This is a genomic window from Brenneria sp. L4-2C, assembly GCF_040240335.1.
Taxonomy (GTDB): domain Bacteria; phylum Pseudomonadota; class Gammaproteobacteria; order Enterobacterales; family Enterobacteriaceae; genus Brenneria.
In genome coordinates, this window is the sequence record NZ_JBEIAC010000001.1 from 560,871 (window position 1) to 580,294 (window position 19,424).

The 19,424-nt window shown below is 53.3% G+C and carries 19 protein-coding genes; 8 read left to right on the forward strand and 11 right to left on the reverse strand.

Going from position 1 to position 19,424, the window contains the following annotated elements; genetic code table 11:
- Positions 1-12 precede the first annotated feature (12 nt).
- A complete protein-coding gene (gene znuA, locus ABRZ26_RS02670; RefSeq protein ID WP_319602694.1) occupies positions 13-1,047 on the reverse strand; it encodes a zinc ABC transporter substrate-binding protein ZnuA in 1,035 nt (344 codons plus the stop codon).
- A 75-nt stretch (positions 1,048-1,122) separates the two neighbouring features.
- On the opposite strand from znuA, the gene znuC reads away from it, so the two are divergent.
- The gene (gene znuC / locus ABRZ26_RS02675; protein WP_319602695.1) at positions 1,123-1,881 is read left to right on the forward strand and encodes a zinc ABC transporter ATP-binding protein ZnuC; all 759 of its coding nucleotides are present in this window, start codon (positions 1,123-1,125) and stop codon (positions 1,879-1,881) included.
- Positions 1,878-2,663, forward strand: a complete 786-nt coding sequence (znuB, locus tag ABRZ26_RS02680) for a zinc ABC transporter permease subunit ZnuB (protein WP_319602696.1) — start codon at positions 1,878-1,880, stop codon at positions 2,661-2,663. Before znuC ends, znuB begins: the two co-directional genes overlap by 4 nt.
- 6 nt (positions 2,664-2,669) lie before the next feature.
- On the opposite strand, the gene ruvB is transcribed toward znuB, so the two are convergent.
- The 6 genes from ruvB to aspS form a co-directional block, all read right to left on the reverse strand.
- Entirely contained in the window at positions 2,670-3,674 is a 1,005-nt protein-coding gene (ruvB, locus tag ABRZ26_RS02685) for a Holliday junction branch migration DNA helicase RuvB (protein WP_319602697.1), read from the reverse strand.
- Positions 3,675-3,681: 7 nt separating this feature from the next.
- Positions 3,682-4,299 carry a Holliday junction branch migration protein RuvA gene (gene ruvA, locus ABRZ26_RS02690; protein WP_319602698.1) on the reverse strand — a complete coding sequence of 206 codons (618 nt, stop codon included), beginning with the start codon at positions 4,297-4,299 and terminating at the stop codon, positions 3,682-3,684.
- A gap of 84 nt (positions 4,300-4,383) precedes the next feature.
- Positions 4,384-4,905, reverse strand: a complete 522-nt coding sequence (ruvC, locus tag ABRZ26_RS02695) for a crossover junction endodeoxyribonuclease RuvC (RefSeq protein WP_319602699.1) — start codon at positions 4,903-4,905, stop codon at positions 4,384-4,386.
- 63 nt (positions 4,906-4,968) lie between these two features.
- On the reverse strand, positions 4,969-5,712 hold the full coding sequence (locus tag ABRZ26_RS02700) for a YebC/PmpR family DNA-binding transcriptional regulator (protein WP_319602700.1): 744 nt from the start codon (positions 5,710-5,712) through the stop codon (positions 4,969-4,971).
- 23 nt (positions 5,713-5,735) lie between these two features.
- Positions 5,736-6,188, reverse strand: coding sequence for a dihydroneopterin triphosphate diphosphatase (nudB, locus tag ABRZ26_RS02705; protein ID WP_319602932.1), 453 nt, complete (start codon positions 6,186-6,188; stop codon positions 5,736-5,738).
- A complete protein-coding gene (gene aspS, locus ABRZ26_RS02710; RefSeq protein ID WP_319602701.1) occupies positions 6,181-7,977 on the reverse strand; it encodes an aspartate--tRNA ligase in 1,797 nt (598 codons plus the stop codon). The genes nudB and aspS overlap by 8 nt, the downstream gene beginning before the upstream one ends.
- A gap of 4 nt (positions 7,978-7,981) precedes the next feature.
- Here aspS and ABRZ26_RS02715 point away from each other — a divergent pair, with 4 nt between their 5' ends.
- From ABRZ26_RS02715 to cmoB, 5 genes are all read left to right on the forward strand, one after another.
- Complete coding sequence (locus tag ABRZ26_RS02715) at positions 7,982-8,134, forward strand: hypothetical protein (protein ID WP_319602702.1); 153 nt, start codon at positions 7,982-7,984, stop codon at positions 8,132-8,134.
- A 110-nt stretch (positions 8,135-8,244) separates the two neighbouring features.
- Positions 8,245-9,057, forward strand: coding sequence for a DUF72 domain-containing protein (locus ABRZ26_RS02720; protein WP_319602703.1), 813 nt, complete (start codon positions 8,245-8,247; stop codon positions 9,055-9,057).
- Between the two features lie 177 nt (positions 9,058-9,234).
- Complete coding sequence (locus ABRZ26_RS02725; protein ID WP_319602704.1) at positions 9,235-9,630, forward strand: MAPEG family protein; 396 nt, start codon at positions 9,235-9,237, stop codon at positions 9,628-9,630.
- Positions 9,631-9,821: 191 nt separating this feature from the next.
- Positions 9,822-10,565 (forward strand): carboxy-S-adenosyl-L-methionine synthase CmoA, encoded by a 744-nt coding sequence (cmoA, locus tag ABRZ26_RS02730; protein ID WP_319602705.1) that lies wholly within the window; start codon positions 9,822-9,824, stop codon positions 10,563-10,565.
- Positions 10,562-11,533: a tRNA 5-methoxyuridine(34)/uridine 5-oxyacetic acid(34) synthase CmoB gene (cmoB, locus tag ABRZ26_RS02735; protein WP_319602706.1), complete on the forward strand. Its 972-nt coding sequence runs from the start codon at positions 10,562-10,564 to the stop codon at positions 11,531-11,533. The genes cmoA and cmoB overlap by 4 nt, the downstream gene beginning before the upstream one ends.
- Before the next feature lie 867 nt (positions 11,534-12,400).
- Here the strand turns inward: cmoB and cutC are convergent.
- Positions 12,401-13,159 carry a copper homeostasis protein CutC gene (gene cutC, locus ABRZ26_RS02740; protein WP_319602707.1) on the reverse strand — a complete coding sequence of 253 codons (759 nt, stop codon included), beginning with the start codon at positions 13,157-13,159 and terminating at the stop codon, positions 12,401-12,403.
- A gap of 262 nt (positions 13,160-13,421) precedes the next feature.
- Positions 13,422-13,970 carry a VOC family protein gene (locus ABRZ26_RS02745; RefSeq protein WP_319602708.1) on the reverse strand — a complete coding sequence of 183 codons (549 nt, stop codon included), beginning with the start codon at positions 13,968-13,970 and terminating at the stop codon, positions 13,422-13,424.
- 779 nt (positions 13,971-14,749) lie between these two features.
- Between ABRZ26_RS02745 and argS the strand changes: the two genes are divergently transcribed.
- Entirely contained in the window at positions 14,750-16,480 is a 1,731-nt protein-coding gene (argS, locus tag ABRZ26_RS02750) for an arginine--tRNA ligase (RefSeq protein ID WP_319602709.1), read from the forward strand.
- A gap of 303 nt (positions 16,481-16,783) precedes the next feature.
- Here the strand turns inward: argS and murJ are convergent, their stop codons facing one another.
- Positions 16,784-18,319: a murein biosynthesis integral membrane protein MurJ gene (murJ, locus tag ABRZ26_RS02755; RefSeq protein WP_319602710.1), complete on the reverse strand. Its 1,536-nt coding sequence runs from the start codon at positions 18,317-18,319 to the stop codon at positions 16,784-16,786.
- A gap of 127 nt (positions 18,320-18,446) precedes the next feature.
- A complete protein-coding gene (locus ABRZ26_RS02760; RefSeq protein ID WP_319602711.1) occupies positions 18,447-19,415 on the reverse strand; it encodes a Gfo/Idh/MocA family protein in 969 nt (322 codons plus the stop codon).
- Positions 19,416-19,424 lie beyond the last annotated feature (9 nt).

The following is a 19,424-nucleotide window of genomic DNA, read 5'->3' on the forward strand; positions in this document are numbered from 1 at the left end:
TTATTCGTATCCTCATGATTTTTCCTCCAGGCAGCTCAGATACTGGCGCGACAGATGCGACAAGAAGTTCACATAACTGTCTTTACCCAGTGCGATATCGCTTCCCAATGGATCCAGCACGCCCGAGCGCACGTCAGTTCCTTTGGCGACAGCATGAATAACGGCTGGCCTGAATTGTGGCTCAGCAAAAACACATACGGCTTTATGCTCAACCAACTGTGTTCGAATTTGATGTAAGCGCTGTGCTCCAGGTTGGATGGCCGGGTTAATCGTAAAGTAGCCTAGTGGACTTAAACCATAGCGATGCTCAAAGTAGCCATAGGCATCATGAAACACGAAATAACCCTTACCCCGCACAGGCGCTAGCATGTTAGCAATTTTTTTGTCTGTCTGCGCGATTTTATCTGTAAAATAAAGCAGATTCGCGTCTAGTTTGTCCTTATTTTGAGGCATAAGTTCCAATAATTTTGCATGAATCGCAATCGCAGCCTGTTTTGCCATCTCGGGAGACAGCCAAATGTGCATATTGTATTCACCGTGATGATGCCCATCGCCCTCCTCTTCAGGCGCTGTATGGTCATGATCATCCGCATGCTGCTCATGATGATGTTCGTCATGATGCGCATCATCCTCCTGCTCGCCATGATCGTTATCGTCATGATCGTGATGATGTTTAGCTTCTTTTACCAACGCCGCTTTAATTGCCGGTAATTCCGCTAACGTGATTTGTTTTGCCGGCGCAATCTGCGACAATGGCTTGCCTAAAAAGGCTTCCATTTCCGGCCCCACCCAGACGACCAGCTCGGCGGACTGTAAACGCTGGACATCCGACGGACGCAAGGCATAATCGTGGGGCGAAGCCCCGTTGGGCAACAGAACCTCTGTCGGCGTAATCCCCGCCGTTATCGCTGAAGCGATAAAACCCAACGGACGAATAGACGTGACTACGTCAGCGGAAGCGGTGTTAATCGACGCACCGGAAGCCATCAGTGCGCTGGCAACAAACACACTTTTTAACCATTTTTTTTGTTGAATATGCTTTTGCATCGCATGTTGTCTCATCGCTTTTAATGTGTAGTTTGTTATATTATAACATTACAGAAGCTCTGCAAATCGAATTCTATGTCCACATTGGTGTCACTCGATAATATTTCAGCGTCATTCGGTAGCCGAAAAGTGCTGTCGGATATCTCGCTGTCTCTACAGGCAGGACGTATTCTTACGCTGCTTGGGCCGAATGGCGCGGGCAAATCAACGCTGGTGCGCATCGTACTTGGCCTGTTGCCCCCCACTTCCGGCACATTGCAAAAAACGCCCGGATTACGGATTGGTTACGTCCCGCAAAAGCTGCATCTGGATGCGACCCTGCCTTTAACCGTCAGCCGTTTTATGCGTTTGCGCCCCGGCGTTAAGCAACAGGATATTCTGCCGGCGCTGAAACGCGTTCAGGCTGCGCACCTGCTGGAGCAGCCGATGCAGAAGCTGTCCGGCGGCGAGAATCAGCGCGTTCTTCTGGCGCGGGCGTTATTGAATCAGCCGCAGTTGCTGGTATTGGATGAACCGACGCAAGGCGTGGACGTCAACGGTCAGCTCGCGCTGTATGACCTCATCAACCAGCTTCGTCAGGAGTTTAACTGCGGCGTCCTGATGGTTTCCCACGATCTTCATCTGGTGATGGCGAAAACGGATGAGGTGCTGTGTCTCAACCAGCATGTCTGCTGTTCAGGCACCCCTGAAGTCGTCTCGCTGCATCCCGAATTTTTAGCGATGTTCGGCCATCGCGGCGCCGAACAGTTAGCGGTCTACCGGCATCATCATAATCATCGTCACGATTTAAACGGCCGTGTCATTCTGAAAAGACAGGGTGGAAACGACGCATGATTGAGCTTTTGTTTCCCGGTTGGCTGGCGGGGATCTTTTTAGCCATTGTGGCGGGTCCGCTGGGTTCGTTTGTCGTCTGGCGACGTATGTCCTACTTCGGCGATACGCTGGCTCACGCCTCGCTACTGGGTGTGGCCTTTGGTTTACTGCTGGATATTAATCTGTTTTATGCCGTCATCGTCGTTACGTTAGCGCTTGCGCTCGGACTGGTATGGCTGGAACGGCGGCCCTATCTGGCGATAGATACCCTGCTGGGGATTATGGCGCACAGCGCGCTGTCGCTCGGGTTAGTCGTCGTGAGCTTGATGAATAACGTCCGGGTGGATCTGATGGCATATCTGTTCGGGGATTTACTCTCCGTCACCGCCGACGATCTGTGGATCATCGGCGGCGGCGTCGCCGTGGTGATTGCGGTGCTGAGCTGGCAATGGCGGGCGCTGTTATCCATGACCATCAGCCCTGAGCTGGCGCATGTCGACGGCGTCAACCTGCCGCGCGCCAAGCTTATCCTGATGCTGGTGACCGCCTTGACCATTGGCATCGCCATGAAGTTCGTCGGTGCGCTAATCATCACTTCGCTGCTGATCATTCCCGCCGCCAGCGCCCGCCGTTTTGCCCGCACGCCGGAGCAGATGGCCGGCTTCGCGATAGGGATTGGCATGGTTGCCATTACCGGCGGTCTGGCGTTTTCCGCCGGTTACAACACGCCGGCCGGCCCGTCCGTCGTGCTGTGCGCTTCTCTGCTGTTTATCATCAGTCTCATCAAGAAACAGCCTGCGTAATGCAGGCTACTCCTCCCGCGTCAGGCCGAAATGGCGATAGGCATGCTGCGTCGCCATTCTCCCGCGCGGGGTGCGTTGAATAAACCCCTGCTGAATCAGAAACGGTTCAATCACATCTTCAATGGTTTCCCGCTCTTCGCCGATGGCCGCCGCCAGGTTGTCCAGCCCCACCGGGCCGCCCGTGAACTTATCAATAATCGCCAGCAACAGTTTCCTGTCCATGTAATCAAAACCTTCGGTGTCTACGGCCAGCATATCCAACGCCAACATAGCCACCTCGGCGGTGATTGCCCCTTCGGACTTCACCTCGGAGAAATCGCGCACACGTCGCAGCAGTCGGTTGGCGATACGCGGCGTACCGCGCGAACGCCGAGCGACTTCCAGCGCGCCGTCGTGAGTGAGATCCAGCCCCAGACACTGCGCGCTGCGGCTGACGATATGTTGCAGATCCTCGACGCGATAAAATTCAAGCCGCTGAACGATGCCGAAACGATCGCGCAGCGGCGACGTCAGCGAGCCGGCGCGGGTGGTGGCGCCAATCAGCGTGAACGGCGGCAAATCCAGTTTAATCGAACGGGCGGCCGGCCCTTCGCCAATCATGATATCCAGTTGATAATCTTCCATCGCCGGATACAGCACCTCTTCCACGACGGGCGATAAACGGTGGATCTCATCGATGAACAGGACATCGTGAGGTTCCAGGTTGGTCAGCAGCGCCGCCAAATCGCCGGCTTTTTCCAGTATAGGCCCGGAAGTGGTGCGTAAATTCACGCCCATTTCATTGGCGACAATATTCGCCAGCGTGGTTTTCCCTAATCCCGGCGGACCAAAAATCAACAGATGATCCAGCGCATCGCCGCGTTTACGCGCGGCCTGAATGAAGATCTCCATCTGCTCGCGCACCTGGGGTTGACCGACATACTCCGCCAGCAGTTTCGGGCGAATGGCGCGGTCGATAAATTCCTCTTCGGGGATGGCCTCTGCGGAAATCAGGCGATCTGCTTCAATCATGAATACCTCACAGCGCAGCGCGCAGCGCGTCCCTGATCAGGGTTTCGCAGTCTGAATCTGAACGAGCGACCTTGGCGATAAGCCGACTGGCCTCCTGCGGCTTATAGCCCAGAGCAATCAGCGCCGACGCGGCCTCGGCCTCTGGATCGCCGACATCGCTATCGACGGACGACGACGGCGTTAGCGGAACGTCGCTTGCCGAATTAAACAGATCGCCGCTCAAGCCTTTAAAGCGATCTTTCATTTCCACCACCAGCCGTTCGGCCGTTTTCTTACCCACGCCGGGCAGCTTGATCAACGCGCCGATCTCTTCCCGCTCCACCGCACTGACGAACTGCGCGGCGGACATGCCGGAAAGGATCGCCAGCGCCAGTTTGGGTCCGACGCCATTGACTTTAATCAGTTCTCGGAATAGCGCCCTTTCCTGCTTATCATTAAAGCCGAACAGCAGTTGGGCGTCTTCCCGCACCACAAAATGGGTGAAGATAACGGCTTCCTGAGCAAGATCGGGGAGTTCGTAAAAGCAAGTCATCGGCATGTGGACTTCATAGCCAACGCCGTTAGCTTCTATCAGCACCTGCGGCGGTTGTTTTTCCAGGATAATGCCTCTGAGACGACCTATCACGTTCTCTTCCTTTTACGTTTATCAACTTAGAATAATGTATAGCTTATAACATAAAAAAGGCTGGATGAATATCCAGCCTGAGCTTCAGCGCAACCGTCCTTGCGCCGGATGCCGTTTCTCAACGCCCAGCCGGATAAGGCTCTGGCTGGAATGGCAATGGGTAATGGCGATCGCCAGCGCATCCGCCGCATCCGCCTGCGGACTGGCGGATAATTTAAGCAGAGACCGCACCATATGCTGCACCTGCTTTTTATCCGCCGCCCCGGTGCCGACCACCGTCTGTTTTACCAGACGCGCCGCATATTCGAACACCGGCAGATCCTGATTCACCGCCGCGACAATCGCCGCGCCGCGCGCCTGCCCCAGCTTAAGCGCCGAGTCAGGGTTCTTGGCCATAAAGACCTGCTCAATGGCGAAACAATCCGGATGAAACTGGGTGATGATCTCGCTCACGCCCGCATAAATCAGCTTGAGACGCGTAGGCAAATCGTCGACCACCGTGCGAATACAGCCGCTGCCGAGGTAGGCGATATGACGTCCCTGCTGGCGGACGATGCCGTAACCCGTCACGCGCGAACCGGGGTCGATGCCGAGAATGATTGTCATCGCCACGCTCCGCCGGTTCGCCAGACGGAAAGGCGCAACCTTTCCATCACCGTGCCGCCCTGATTACAGTAATGCGGCCACCTCATCGGAGATCTCACCGTTGTGGTAAACCTCCTGAACATCATCACAATCTTCCAGCATATCGATCAGGCGCATCAGTTTCGGCGCGGTTTCCGCATCCATATCCGCCTTGGTTGAAGGCACCATGGACACTTCCGCCGCTTCCGCCACCAGACCCGCCGCATCCAGCGCATCCTTGACTTCGCCGAAGGTTTCCCACGGCGTGAAGACATCGATAGCGCCGTCGTCATAGGTTACGACGTCGTCCGCGCCGGCTTCCAGCGCGGCATCCATCACCGTATCCTCATCCAGACCCGGCGCGTAAGAGATCACGCCCTTCTTGCTGAACAGGTAGGCGACGGAACCATCGGTACCCAGGTTGCCGCCGCTTTTGGTGAACGCGTGACGCACCTCGGAAACGGTGCGGTTGCGGTTGTCGCTCAGACATTCAACCATCACTGCCGTGCCGCCGGGACCGTACCCTTCATAGATGATGGTTTCCATGTTGGCGTCGTCGTCACCGCCCACGCCGCGGGCGATGGCGCGGTTCAGGGTATCGCGCGTCATATTGTTGGACAGTGCTTTATCGATGGCGGCACGCAGGCGCGGGTTTGCCCCCGGATCGCCGCCGCCCAGTCTGGCGGCGGTAACCAATTCGCGGATAATTTTAGTGAAAATTTTACCGCGCTTCGCGTCCTGCGCTGCTTTACGATGCTTTGTGTTGGCCCACTTACTATGACCTGCCATAAAAATCTCCGAAAAAAGCCTGTTCAGGCCGGATAAATAACAAATTCCTCAATCGCCTGCCGGTTACTCCACGACTTGGTAAGCTGCGCCGCGCTCGGCGCATCCAGCCACTGGTAAGCGAGGTGTTCGCTAATCTCCACCTCGCGTTCCCTAGGTAACGCCAGACAGAACCAATGTTCCGTATTGCGCGTTATCCCCGGCGCATAGCGACGTCTTAAATGAGCAAAAAGCTCAAACTCAATACAGCGCTGACAGTCAAAGAGCGATAATGCCTCGGCGCATATATCAATATTAACCTCTTCTTTAACTTCACGCTGTGCGGCGCATGTCGTACTTTCCCCCTCCTCCAGACTACCGGTAACGGATTGCCAGAAGTCGGGGTCGTCACGCCGTTGCAGCATCAGCACCCGTCCGGTATCGCGGGCATAAATCACCACCAGAACCGAGACGGGTCGCTTGTATGTCATATCATTGATTCTCGAATTTACTGTCCTGTGCGGCCTTGCCTTTTCCCACCACGGCGATGGAAAGTTCATCCAGCGCGCTCGGATTGGCGAAACTTGGCGCTTCCGTCATCAGACAGGCGGCGGCCGTGGTTTTCGGGAACGCAATCACATCACGAATATTATCGGTGCCGGTCAGCAGCATCACCAGACGATCCAGCCCGAAAGCCAGTCCGGCGTGCGGCGGCGTGCCGAATTTCAGCGCGTCCAGCAGGAAGCCGAATTTCTCGCGCTGTTCATGTTCATTGATGCCCAGGATACCGAATACCGTTTGCTGCATATCGCCGTTATGAATACGGACCGAACCGCCGCCCACTTCATAACCGTTCAATACCATGTCGTAGGCGTTGGCGATCGCCGATACCGGGTTCGCCGCCAGCTCGCCGGGCGTCATATCGCGCGGCGCGGTAAACGGATGGTGCATGGCGGCCAGACCACCCTCGCCATCGTCTTCAAACATCGGGAAGTCGATAACCCACAGCGGCCGCCAGCTATCTTCTTCGTTCAGGTTCAAGTCGCGTCCCAGTTTCAAACGCAGCGCGCCCAGCGCATCCGTGACCACTTTGGCATTGTCCGCGCCGAAGAACAGGATATCGCCATCGGCGGCGCCGGTGCGTTCCAACAGCGCGGACAATATCGCTTCATCGAGGAATTTCGCGACCGGACTTTGCACGCCGGCAAGGCCGTTGGCGCGCTCATTGACTTTGATATACGCCAACCCTTTCGCGCCGTAAATTTCGATAAATTTGCCGTATTCATCAATCTGCTTACGGCTCAGCTGCGCGCCGCCCGGCACGCGGATCGCCGCGACACGGCCTTTGGCGTCATTTGCCGGACCGGCGAACACCTTGAATTCAATGTCTTTAACCAGATCGTCCACATCTACCAGTTCCAGCGGGTTACGCAAATCCGGTTTATCTGAACCAAAACGGCGCATGGCTTCGGCGAAGGTCATAATCGGGAAGTCGCCCAGATCCACGCCTTTGATTTCCAGCCACAGCTCGCGCACCAGTTTTTCCATCACTTCACGCACCTGCGGCGCGGTCATGAACGAGGTTTCCACATCGATCTGGGTAAATTCCGGTTGACGATCGGCGCGCAAATCTTCATCGCGGAAACATTTGACGATTTGATAGTAACGGTCGAAGCCGGACATCATCAGCAGCTGTTTGAACAGTTGCGGCGACTGCGGCAACGCGTAAAATTTACCTTTATGCACCCGGCTAGGCACCAGATAGTCACGCGCCCCTTCCGGCGTCGCTTTGGTCAGCATCGGCGTTTCAATATCCAGGAAGCCGTGCTCGTCCATAAACCGCCGGACAAAGCTGGTAATACGCGCACGGCTTTTCAGACGCTGCGCCATCTCCGGGCGACGCAGGTCCAGATAACGGTACTTAAGACGCGCTTCTTCCGTGTTGGTCTGGTTCGAATCCAACGGCAGCGGCTCGGCGCGATTGATGATGGTCAGCGCGGTGGCGAGGATTTCGACTTCACCGGTCGCCATATCCTTATTGACTTGATTATCCGGACGGGCGCGTACTACGCCTTTAAGCTGGATGCAGAATTCGTTGCGCAGTTCGGCAGCCTGTTTCAGCACATCCTGCCGATCCGGATCAAAAAACACCTGGACCAGACCTTCACGGTCACGCATGTCGATAAAAATCAAACCACCCAGATCGCGGCGGCGGTTAACCCAACCGCACAATGTCACTTCCTGGCCCACATGGGACAAATTCAACTGTCCGCAATATTCAGTACGCATCACTATGTCCTTTTACTCAGCCGCGCAACTCACCCTTTTGCATCTGCCTCTGGCCGTGGAAAAAGCCGTGGTCTGTTTGCTGGGCGGCATGGTTTTTCTGGATTACTGTCCGGTGAAAAAAGGCGGCCATTATAAAGGAAATTCACCCGGACGATAAGTATGTAGGTAACGCTCTGCGGATTGTCCGCGCACTCTTTTTGATAATTACCATTATCGGTTAATGAAATGATCGCTAATATAGGGGTAATTTGTTACCGGAACCCAATAATGTATATCGGATTACCTCAGTGGCAACATCCTGCCTGGAGTCGTTTAGGATTGCACGATCTGGCTGACTATTCCCGCTACTTTAACTGCGTGGAAGGGAATACCACATTTTACGCCTTGCCCAATCGCGAGCTGGTGACGCGCTGGCGAGACATGACCAGCGATGACTTTCGCTTCTGTTTCAAATTTCCGTCCGCCATCAGTCATCAGGCGGCCTTACGCCATTGCGAGCAGGATATCATCAGCTTTTTCCAGTGTCTGGAACCGCTGGCGACGCGGATTGGGCAACTTTGGCTGCAACTGCCGGCGGCCTTCGGTCCGGCTCAGCTTTCGACGCTATGGCGATTCCTTGATGCATTGCCGCGCGGATTTAGTTACGGCGTGGAAGTTCGCCATCCGCAGTTTTTTGCTAAAGGCGACAGTGAACGCGCCTTGAATCAGGGCTTGCAGCAGCGCGGGATTAACCGCGTTATCATGGACAGTCGGCCCGTCCATCATGCCGCGCCGGACAGCCCGGCAATGCGTGAGGCGCAGCGCAAAAAACCGCGCGTGCCGGTTCATGCCGTATTAACCGCGACTCAGCCCATCATTCGCTTTATCGGCAGTGAAAACCTTCAGGAAAATCTGCATTGGTTTCAACCGTGGTTAAGCAAGCTGTCGCAGTGGACGAATGCTCAGCCTTTTCTGTTTATTCATACGCCGGATATCGGCGATGCGCCGGCGCTGGCGCAACAACTGTGGCCGTTGCTGGCCGGTATCATTCCCGCGTTGCCGTCGCAGCCGGACTGGCCTCAGCAGGCGTCGCTGTTTTAACCGCCGGCGATGAAGCGTTTCATGATCCGTTAGTCTGTTTATTTATAAAAAAAACCGTAATCGCATTTCTTTTTAATAAAAAAACGCCAATAAAAAAAGTTGGCTTTACAGGCGACAGTTTTGCTGCGGAAAGCTATTATTCTGCAAGCCGTTTTCGGTTAGATCATGGAGTTAAAAATGGTAAGCGCACTCTACGTAGTGCTTGGCGCATTGTTGCTGATTAAGTTATCTATCGACGTTGTTAAGCTTAGAATGCAGTACCGCGTGGCCTATGGGGATGGCGGATTTTATGAGCTGCAAACGGCCATTCGGGTACATGGCAATGCGGTGGAATATATTCCCATCGGCGCAATTTTGTTGATCCTGATGGAAATGAACGGCGCGATTGTGGCAATGATCCACCTATGCGGCATTTTGCTGATTGTCGGACGCCTATTTCATTACTACGGTTTGCGTCAACGTGAATTCCGCTGGAGACGTTCAGGTATGGCGGCAACCTACGTTTCTCTACTGCTGATGTCGCTGATTAATCTTTATTACCTGCCATGGGAAATGGTATTTACGTTGTATTAATCATTTTATTTCCCCCGACTCAAGCGGTCGTCCGGCAAACGGCGCGGCCAAACAATAAACCGGCTCCGCGCTGCTCCGCCTGCCAGCGAATCTCCGCCTGCAACCTGAAAGATGACGGGTATACATGCTTTCTTACGCTATTCTGCTAGAATGCTTCCCCTCATTTATTTATCTCAACCATTATTTTTGCCATGCCAAACCGCGACATGCTCTTTTCCGCTCCCATCGCCAATCTAGGTGATTGGACATTCGACGAACGCGTCGCTGAAGTCTTTCCCGATATGATTCAGCGATCGGTTCCCGGCTATTCCAACATCATTTCGATGATCGGCATGCTGGCGGAACGTTTTGTGCAGCCTGATAGCCGGATCTACGATCTGGGTTGCTCGTTAGGGGCGGCCACGCTGTCGATGCGTCGCAATATTCATGTGCCGGGCTGCAAAATTATCGCGGTGGATAACTCCCCGGCGATGGTCAAACGCTGCCGCAGTCATATTGACGCTTTCCGCTCCGATACGCCGGTCGAGATTCTGGAGGCCGATATTCTCAATGTCGAAATCGAGAACGCCTCCATGGTGGTGCTGAACTTCACGCTCCAGTTTCTACAGCCGGACAACCGCCAGCTCTTGATCGACCGGATTTATCAGGGGTTAAAACCGGGCGGCGCGCTGGTGCTGTCGGAAAAATTCAGTTTTGCCGATGCCGAGGTGGGCGAGCTGTTATTCAATATGCACCACGACTTCAAGCGCGCGAACGGCTACAGCGAATTGGAAATAAGCCAGAAACGCAGCATGTTGGAAAACGTGATGCTGACGGATTCCGTCGATACGCATAAAAACCGCTTGAAACAGGCGGGCTTCGAGCATGGCGAACTCTGGTTTCAGTGCTTTAATTTTGGTTCATTATTAGCGATCAAAACAGGGGAACAGCGGTGATCGATTTCGGCAACTTTTATCAGCAAATCGCCAAAGGTCCGCTTAGCCACTGGCTTAATACGCTGCCTTCACAGTTGAGTCGCTGGCAGCAGGAATCTCTGCACGGTAAATTCAAGCTGTGGTTCAACACGCTGGAGCACCTTCCCTCCCTGACGCCCACCCATCTGGATCTCGTTGACGGCGTAACCGCCGGCATGACGCCCGCTATTTCCGCCGGCCAGCGGGAAGGCATAGAAATGCTGCTGCGCAACCTGATGCCGTGGCGAAAAGGCCCGTTTTCGCTGTATGGGGTCAACATTAATACCGAATGGCGATCCGACTGGAAATGGCAGCGCGTGCTGCCTCACATTAGCCCGTTGCAGGATCGGCTGATTCTCGATGTCGGTTGCGGCAGCGGCTATCATCTGTGGCGCATGGTCGGCGAAGGGGCGCGACTGGCCGTCGGGATTGATCCCATGCAGCTGTTCTTATGCCAGTTCGAAGCCGTACGTAAACTGTTAGGCGACGATCAGCGCGCCCACGTGTTGCCTCTCGGGATAGAGCAGTTGCCGGAACTGGCGGCATTCGACACCATATTTTCCATGGGCGTGCTGTATCATCGCCGCTCGCCGCTCGACCATCTGTGGCAATTGAAAAATCAGTTGGCGTCCGGCGGCGAACTGGTGTTGGAAACGCTGGTCATCGAAGGGGATGAAAATCAGGTGCTGGTGCCGGGCGAACGCTATGCGCAAATGCGCAACGTCTACTTTATTCCCTCGCCTGCCGCGCTGACGCAGTGGCTGATAAAATGCGGGTTTACAGACGTCGAAGTCGTGGATATTTGTACCACCACGCCAGAGGAACAGCGCAGAACCGATTGGATGCTCAGCGAATCGCTGGCTGATTTTCTCGATCCGCACGACCAGAGTAAAACCATTGAAGGATACCCCGCGCCGGTACGCGCCGTATTGGTCGCCCGTAAACCCTGAATGTGGAAAACGCCCGGACGGCAACGCGCCGGGATTTTTACAATCCGTCAGGAGGTTTCGCGCGCAGCATCTCTTTTCTGTCAGTCCGTCGCCATCGTCGATAAAGCCGACGGCGGCATTCTCTTCTCGACGCGCGTAACGTCGAAGTACGCGCAATGGCGTAAGCCAGCACGAATGAAACTTGTCGCTATCTTGCCCTGAACCGCACTCAATATCGCCGACCGTATCGTTCACAAGCATATTTCAGATTTTTACTTGATAATGGTTATCATTATCGTTAAAATTCTAATGTTGGTTATTGGTAGTGGCCAACAAGCATCTCCTAAGTGTTGAAACCACCTGAGTCGCCTTCGGGCGACTCTTTTGGAGTAACCATGGTAGCCCATAGCAAAAAACATCAACGGCGGATAATGTGCTCACTTAGCACATCACATGTTAGCGCGTTTTTTGAGGCATTATCGGCGAGGAAACAGAAGCCTGAGTTCGTCTCGCTGACCACCGAGACAACGCAGTTTCTGGTTCATGTGATAGATCCGCCGCCAGACAAGAGATAGCAGATGTATGACTTATCCGCCTTTCGTTGCCCTGTTCGTCTTTTTGTTCATCCTGATAATGATCCCTGCGCTATCGCTTATCGAGAGAATCCTGACATCAAGCCGAATCGGGGCTATGCCGCTGCTGCGTAAAACCCTAATGATGTTTATCATCGTCGCATCCACATTGCTATTTTTTGCCGCCATGTCTCAATTCAGGTAAATAAAAAAAGCCCCGGCAACACGCCGGGGCTTGGTACTCGCAAGCAAACCTGATGGAATGCTGCGCGGCAAGGTGCTCTGGCAGGTTGACGCACGCTCAACCTGAAAATAGTTATGAAACCGACGATATCCTATGGTCTGAACTCAACGCCCGCTTCATCGCGGCGACCACATCGCCATCAACGCAATAGTGGCTGAACTCATCAATATCGCTGTCAAAACACATGGAAACGCCTATTTTGCAATAGCGCATCACTGACGGCGACCACTGTCCGGCGGAGCTTTGCAGTTCCTGAATGCCGCTTTGCTGAAATTTATGCAGGTTGGTTAACCGCACGCCGGAACCGGCCATAATGATTGGACCACGACTGGCGCGGGTTAGTTCACGTAATAATGCCAATCCGCTTTCTGCCGTCTGTTGTTGACCGGAAGTCAGGATACGGGAAACGCCCAGGTCGGTCAGTTGTTGCAGCGCGACATGCGGGTTCAGGCACATATCGAATGCGCGATGAAAGGTGACCTCCAGCCCCTGAGACAGCGCCATAATCTCTCTCATCCGCGGTAAATCAATATGTCCTTCGGCATCGAGCATACCCAATACCACGCCCGGAAAGCCCATCGCCCTTATTTGTTCAATATCGTATTTCATCGCGGCGAACTCCGTTTCGCTATAGCAGAAGTCACCGCCGCGCGGACGCACCATGGGATGCACGGGAATGTCTATTTTTTCGCGTGCGCTTCGCAATATTCCATAGGCCGGCGTGACCCCGCCATCCCGCAGGCCGGAACAGAGTTCAACCCGGTCCGCCCCTGCCTGCTCTGCGGTTAGCGCGCATTCAATGCTATAGCAACTCACCTCCAGTTTCGCCATCTCCACCTCCATTAAAACAACTGAATACCACTGAATTTCATTTCCCTTAATTAGACAAAGAATGTGAGAGCATCCTTAATTACGAGAATAACTAACTATGGCATTCAAGCGTGCGGCGGAAGGAGATGATGGTCACAATGGACACGATAAGGAGTTGAAATAAATATGACATAAACCACAATTTCATTAATACGCGCCGCGTGATGAAGAGACTTCTGATGGATTAATGTTCATTATCTAAATTTGTCAATTACAACCGATTTTATTTGCTATCGCTTTCACTTATGACAATATCGCGAATATCGCATGAATGAAATTTTATCGTTACCCTACCATTAGAGACGGCCAGGGTAGGATTAGGCAGCCGCTCGTTTTCACCCTGCGGTGAACTGAAGTTGAATTTTACGCCAGGCGAACGCAGCGCGTCATCAGATAAACAGGCCAGCGCCCGTTGATGCAGCGTTTCCGGATCGCCCGGCAAGACTAACTCCACATGTTCCCAGCCTTCGTGGGGATAATGCTTCTTTCCTGGCCAGGGCAGCTCAATACAGTCAATTCGCCAGGGGCCGACATTGATTTTCGCATCTAATATAAACAAGCAGATAATCCGGCCATTGATCATTTTTTCGGAAAACAGCGTCCCTCGTCTCAGCATTTGCGCTTTCCAGCGTTCAGCCGTCGCAAATTGATGACAGCGCAACGAAATATGGTCGGCGCTGAACTGCGACAAATCCAACCGAAGCAGCGCGGCGAACCTATTTAACTCCTGCTCAAAACGCAGCAAATCGAGTGCCAAATCTTCAGATAACATACCGGATATAAACTCCTTACTAGTTATTTAAACTGTTAATGAATAATTTACATGGTCATAATATCTACGGCCATAATTTTTTGTTAATAACCCTATATTTTCCTCATTTTTGATTTTTCGTGCCTTTAGCACAAAAGCAGACATAAGATTATTATGGAAAATGCACGAAGAAAAGATTGATTAATAAACAAATAGCCAAAGTGATTGCATGCCGGGCAGCAAAAAGTCTCCATCAAAATAAGCTTACTCAACCAAGTGATTTGATTAAGTAAAAACGCTGACAATGCTACTATGATGACTAAAAATGGTATAAATAACTTTATCATTACCTTATGGATATAGCGAGGCGGCGAACGAGCCTTGTCTCATTTTCATTGAGAGTTATCTTAAATAAAAATTCCCCCATTGAATGATGAAAAAAAACAGGATAATTTGAACCATCAAATAATAATCTTGAGTCATAACCATGATGCTATTAATCATTTCAGTTCTGCTGATTGTCATTGCGGCCTATGCTATTTTTCGCCACTTTAGAATCAGGAATGAACAAAAAATCGGTGCCCATCCCCGAACAAAGAAACGTTAAAAACAAGTTATCTATTGTTCTCGGGGTTTTACACAAGAATTATAAGTATTGTTAATAGCCAATTGTCCCATTTCCCCCACCCGCATTTAACTGTGAACCTGTCATATTCTACCGCAACAACCTCCCCCATCTGCTGACTCATCAAGGCAAATATGGTATAAGCAGGGCTTGATTTTTTATTTAAGGTAAACCGGTGAATATACAGGCTCTTCTCTCCGAAAAAGTCAGCCAGGCATTGGCCGCTGCGGGTGCTCCAATCGGGAGCGAAGCTCAGGTCCGTCAATCGGCAAAAGCACAGTTTGGCGATTATCAGGCCAATGGCGTGATGGCCGTTGCCAAGCGGCTCGGCATGCCGCCGCGTCAGCTGGCGGAAAAAGTCGTTCAGTTATTAGCATTGGATGGCATCGCCGCAAAAACAGAAATCGCCGGCCCCGGCTTTATTAACATCTTTCTGGATAAACAGTGGGTCGCCAGCCAGGTAGAGAATGCATTGCACGCCCCTAAACTGGGCGTGGCGCCGGTTGAACCACAGACCATCGTTATCGATTATTCCGCCCCCAACGTGGCGAAAGAAATGCACGTCGGCCATCTGCGATCCACCATTATCGGCGATGCCGCCGTGCGTACGCAGGAATTTCTCGGTCATCACGTCATTCGCGCCAACCACGTCGGCGACTGGGGTACGCAGTTCGGTATGCTGATCGCCTATCTTGAAAAAGTGCAGAATGATCGTGCCGATGAGATGGTGCTGTCCGATTTTGAAGCATTCTACCGCGAAGCGAAAAAGCATTATGACGAAGACGCCGAGTTCGCTGAAAAGGCCCGTGGCTATGTGGTGAAGTTGCAGGGCGGCGATGAATACTGTCGTCAGATGTGGCGCAAGCTCGTCGACATCACCATGACGCAGAATCAGATTACCTATGATCGTCTTAACGTCACGCTGACCAAAGATGATGTGATGGGCGAAAGTCTCTATAACAGCATGTTGCCGGACATCGTCGCCGACCTGAAAGCCAAAGGGCTGGCGGTCGAAAGCGAAGGCGCGACGGTGGTATTCCTTGATGAATTTAAAAACAAGGAAGGCGAACCGATGGGCGTCATCATCCAGAAAAAAGATGGCGGCTATCTCTACACCACCACAGACATCGCCTGCGCAAAATACCGTTACGAGCAGTTGCACGCCGACCGGGTGCTTTACTACATTGACTCCCGCCAACATCAGCATCTGATGCAGGCCTGGACCATCGTGCGTAAAGCCGGTTATGTACCGGACTCCGTCAGTCTGGAACATCATATGTTCGGCATGATGCTGGGCAAAGACGGCAAACCGTTTAAAACCCGTTCCGGCGGTACCATCAAGCTCTCCGATTTGCTGGATGAGGCTTATGATCGCGCCAGTAAACTTATCGCGGCGAAAAATCCGCAGATGGACGGCGATGAACTGCATGAGCTGGCGAAAGTGGTGTCCATCGGCGCGGTAAAATACGCCGACCTGTCGAAAAGCCGCACCACGGATTACATCTTTGACTGGGATAACATGTTGTCATTCGAGGGCAATACCGCGCCCTATATGCAATATGCCTACACCCGCGTGGCATCGATCTTCAAACGCGCCGGTATTCAGGAAGAGAGCCTGACTCAACCGGTGACCCTGAATGACGACCGTGAGTTTGCCCTCGCCACCCGTCTGCTGCAATTTGAAGAAATCATCACGACCGTCGCCCGCGACGGCACGCCGCATGTGATGTGCGCTTATCTGTATGATTTGGCCGGCCTGTTCTCCGGTTTCTACGAGCATTGCCCGATTTTGAACGCGGAAAGCGATGAGATTCGGCAAAGTCGCCTGAAACTGGCGCGGCTGACCGCCAAAACGCTGAAACAAGGTTTGGATACGCTGGGTATTGAAACCGTAGAGAAGATGTAACGTTGACGCGCAATGAAAATGGCGGGAAATAGCCGATTTCAATAAACTAAAGCACCATTAGAATCAATCTCTAATGGTGCTCAGACAGTTGACAAACCTATCTACTGAACCAGAACGGTGAGAATGGAATAGAAGAGTAAAGCGTCCGCGCCAGGGACGGCGCGGCTCGAGCTTACAGGGACGTACTTGCGGCGTCTTTACGAACTATCCATTCTCACCGCTCGACGCACTTTGCCAATCAACCTCAGCACCATTAGAATCAATCTCTAATGGTGCTTTGCTATCCAACGGACTCAATCCCCATCAGGTGCTGCGCCGCGCAAAGTCCCGCGGACGAAAGCCCAGCAATGCCAGCATGGCGAAGTAAGAACCCGCGCCGACCGCCACAACCGCCAGCAGCCGCATGATCCTGGCGGTCATACCGCCCATATCCCAGGGCGGCATCCACCACAGCATAGCGAGCAATACCAGGGACATCACAATAACGGCTACGGCAAGCTTCACCAGAAAACGGAACCAGCCCGGCCGAGGATGAAAAATATCCTGCTTACGCAATTGCCAGAACAGTAATCCGGCATTCAGGCAGGACGCCAGACCAATGGATAACGCCAGCCCGGCATGCTGCAACGGCCCAATAAAAATCAGGTTCATCACCTGCGTCAGCACCAGCGTCACCATCGCGATTTTTACCGGCGTTTTAATATCCTGCCGCGAGTAAAAACCGGGAACCAGCACTTTCACCACGATAAGCCCCATCAGTCCTACCGAATAGGCGATCAGCGCGCGCTGCGTCATCGCCGCATCAAAGGCGCTGAATTTGCCGTATTGGAACAATGAAACCGTCAGCGGTTGCGCCAGAATCCCCAGGGCGACGGCGCTTGGCAGCGCCAGGATAAAGCACAGGCGCAGTCCCCAATCCATCAACCGGGAATATTCCCCCTGATCGCCGCTGGCGAAGCTTTTCGCCAGCGAAGGCAAAAGAATGGTTCCCAGCGCAACCCCCAGCACCCCCGACGGAAACTCCATTAACCGATCGGCGTAATACATCCACGACACCGCGCCTTCGCTAAGAAAAGAGGCGAAAATGGTATTAATGATCAGGGAAATTTGACTCACCGACACGCCCAACACCGCTGGCGCCATCAATTTCATCACCCGCCAGACACCCGGTTCGCGCCATTTGATGCGGGGCAGAACCAGCATGCCGATCTTTTTCAGGTGCGGCAATTGATAAGCAAGCTGGAGCAGTCCGCCGACCAGCACCGCCCAGGCCAGCGCCATGACCGGCGGATGGAAATACGGCGTGGCGAACAGCGCGAATCCAATCATGCTGACGTTTAATAGCGTCGGGGCAAAAGCCGGCACGGAGAAGCGGTTCCAGGTATTCAGAACCGATCCCACCATTGATGCCAGGGAAATCAGCAAGATATAAGGGAAAGTCACCCTCAGCAGCGCCGATGTCAGTTCGAACCGATCGGCGGTGGCGGCAAAACCGGGCGCCGTCACCATAATCACCCAGGGGGCGGCCACCATCCCGGCGACCGTCACCAACGCCAAAATCAGCGTCAGCATGCCGGAAACATAAGCGAGAAAGGTTCGGGTCGCTTCATCTCCCTGCTGACTTTTGTATTCGGCCAGGATCGGGACAAAAGCCTGAGAGAACGCGCCCTCGGCAAAAATACGGCGTAACAGGTTAGGAAGTTTAAAGGCGACAAAAAACGCATCTGTCGCCATTCCAGCGCCAAAAACCCGCGCTACGATTGCATCGCGCACAAAGCCTAAAAGGCGCGAAAGCATGGTCATTGAACTGACGGCTGCCAGTGATTTAAGTAAATTCATCCGATTATATTCTGAAAGGTTCGGGGTTCGAGTCGACCATTCGGCGGTCATCCTGATTTCGCGGTGCCGTTAGTCTACGCATTGCGCGCTCAATAGCTACCGGGGATTGTCATGACCGCCGAGTTTTTCAGCGCATTCTCAGCAGTTCCTCGATCATTCTCTGGGCGCGTAATGCCTGATAACCCGATGTTTCCGCAGGTTTCCGTTGTTCCAGCGCATCAATAAAATGATTCACCGCGCCGACAAATCCCCGTTGCTCCAGCGTGGTTTGCCAGGACGGCGCGGAATGTGCCGTCGTCAGCCCCTGGCGCTCCTGCCGCCATTCATACATATTGTCGACCTGATAAAGCGCGCCGTCAGTCACCGCCTGAACCCATTCCCGTTGACTGCCGGCACGACGGTGCATGCTGGTGGTTATTTGACCGTTATCGGTCTGAAAATGATGTTCGGCATAATGAAGTTGCCCTTGCGCATTGCATTGCAACACGCCGCCGACCAGTCTGGCCTGCCCATCCATCAGCCAGAGCGCCGTATCCACCACATGCAGATAATCGTCCAGCAGGGTAAATCGCATATCCTGCGGCCCGACGTTATCGATGCGGTGTTTATCCATCCTTAGCGACGCCGGCTGTGTTAACTGACGCTTCAACTGCTGGTATAACGGCGCAAAACGTCGGTTAAATCCAACCATCAGCACTTTTTGCCGCCGCGCCGCCAGTTCAACCAGCGCTTCAGCCTGTTCAATCGTCTCCGCCAACGGTTTATCGACATAAACATGAACGCCGGCGTCAAGCAGCGTACTGACGACGGAAAAATGCGTCGCGGTGCTGCTATGCACGAAGATGGCGTCGCACGCCGCCGCCAGCGTTGCCAGATCGGTAAAATCGTTGATCCGATATTGCCGGCAAATGCGTTGCGTCTTAGTGCGATCGGGAGAAAATGCGCCGATCAGCTGCCAGCGATTAGCCTGCGTGAGTATCGGCAAATAGGCTTTTTGCGCAATGGAACCCAACCCGACAATGCCAATTCGAGGCTGGTTGCCCGGCGAATCGGGCTGGGTAGTCTGACTGTTTTTCACCACGGAGCTCGCGGCCATGAGATATCT

What these genes read in the sequence shown, in the direction of transcription:
- murJ (WP_319602710.1), bottom strand. Translation starts at nt 18,319, where the DNA reads ATGAATTTACTTAAATCACTGGCAGCCGTCAGTTCAATGACCATGCTT.
- aspS (WP_319602701.1), bottom strand. Translation starts at nt 7,977, where the DNA reads ATGCGTACTGAATATTGCGGACAGTTGAATTTGTCCCATGTGGGCCAG.
- znuB (WP_319602696.1), top strand. Translation starts at nt 1,878, where the DNA reads ATGATTGAGCTTTTGTTTCCCGGTTGGCTGGCGGGGATCTTTTTAGCC.
- ABRZ26_RS02700 (WP_319602700.1), bottom strand. Translation starts at nt 5,712, where the DNA reads ATGGCAGGTCATAGTAAGTGGGCCAACACAAAGCATCGTAAAGCAGCG.
- ABRZ26_RS02720 (WP_319602703.1), top strand. Translation starts at nt 8,245, where the DNA reads ATGTATATCGGATTACCTCAGTGGCAACATCCTGCCTGGAGTCGTTTA.
- cutC (WP_319602707.1), bottom strand. Translation starts at nt 13,159, where the DNA reads ATGGCGAAACTGGAGGTGAGTTGCTATAGCATTGAATGCGCGCTAACC.
- ABRZ26_RS02725 (WP_319602704.1), top strand. Translation starts at nt 9,235, where the DNA reads ATGGTAAGCGCACTCTACGTAGTGCTTGGCGCATTGTTGCTGATTAAG.
- cmoA (WP_319602705.1), top strand. Translation starts at nt 9,822, where the DNA reads ATGCCAAACCGCGACATGCTCTTTTCCGCTCCCATCGCCAATCTAGGT.
- znuC (WP_319602695.1), top strand. Translation starts at nt 1,123, where the DNA reads ATGTCCACATTGGTGTCACTCGATAATATTTCAGCGTCATTCGGTAGC.
- znuA (WP_319602694.1), bottom strand. Translation starts at nt 1,047, where the DNA reads ATGCAAAAGCATATTCAACAAAAAAAATGGTTAAAAAGTGTGTTTGTT.
- ABRZ26_RS02745 (WP_319602708.1), bottom strand. Translation starts at nt 13,970, where the DNA reads ATGTTATCTGAAGATTTGGCACTCGATTTGCTGCGTTTTGAGCAGGAG.
- ABRZ26_RS02760 (WP_319602711.1), bottom strand. Translation starts at nt 19,415, where the DNA reads ATGGCCGCGAGCTCCGTGGTGAAAAACAGTCAGACTACCCAGCCCGAT.
- ruvC (WP_319602699.1), bottom strand. Translation starts at nt 4,905, where the DNA reads ATGACAATCATTCTCGGCATCGACCCCGGTTCGCGCGTGACGGGTTAC.
- ruvB (WP_319602697.1), bottom strand. Translation starts at nt 3,674, where the DNA reads ATGATTGAAGCAGATCGCCTGATTTCCGCAGAGGCCATCCCCGAAGAG.
- ABRZ26_RS02715 (WP_319602702.1), top strand. Translation starts at nt 7,982, where the DNA reads ATGTCCTTTTACTCAGCCGCGCAACTCACCCTTTTGCATCTGCCTCTG.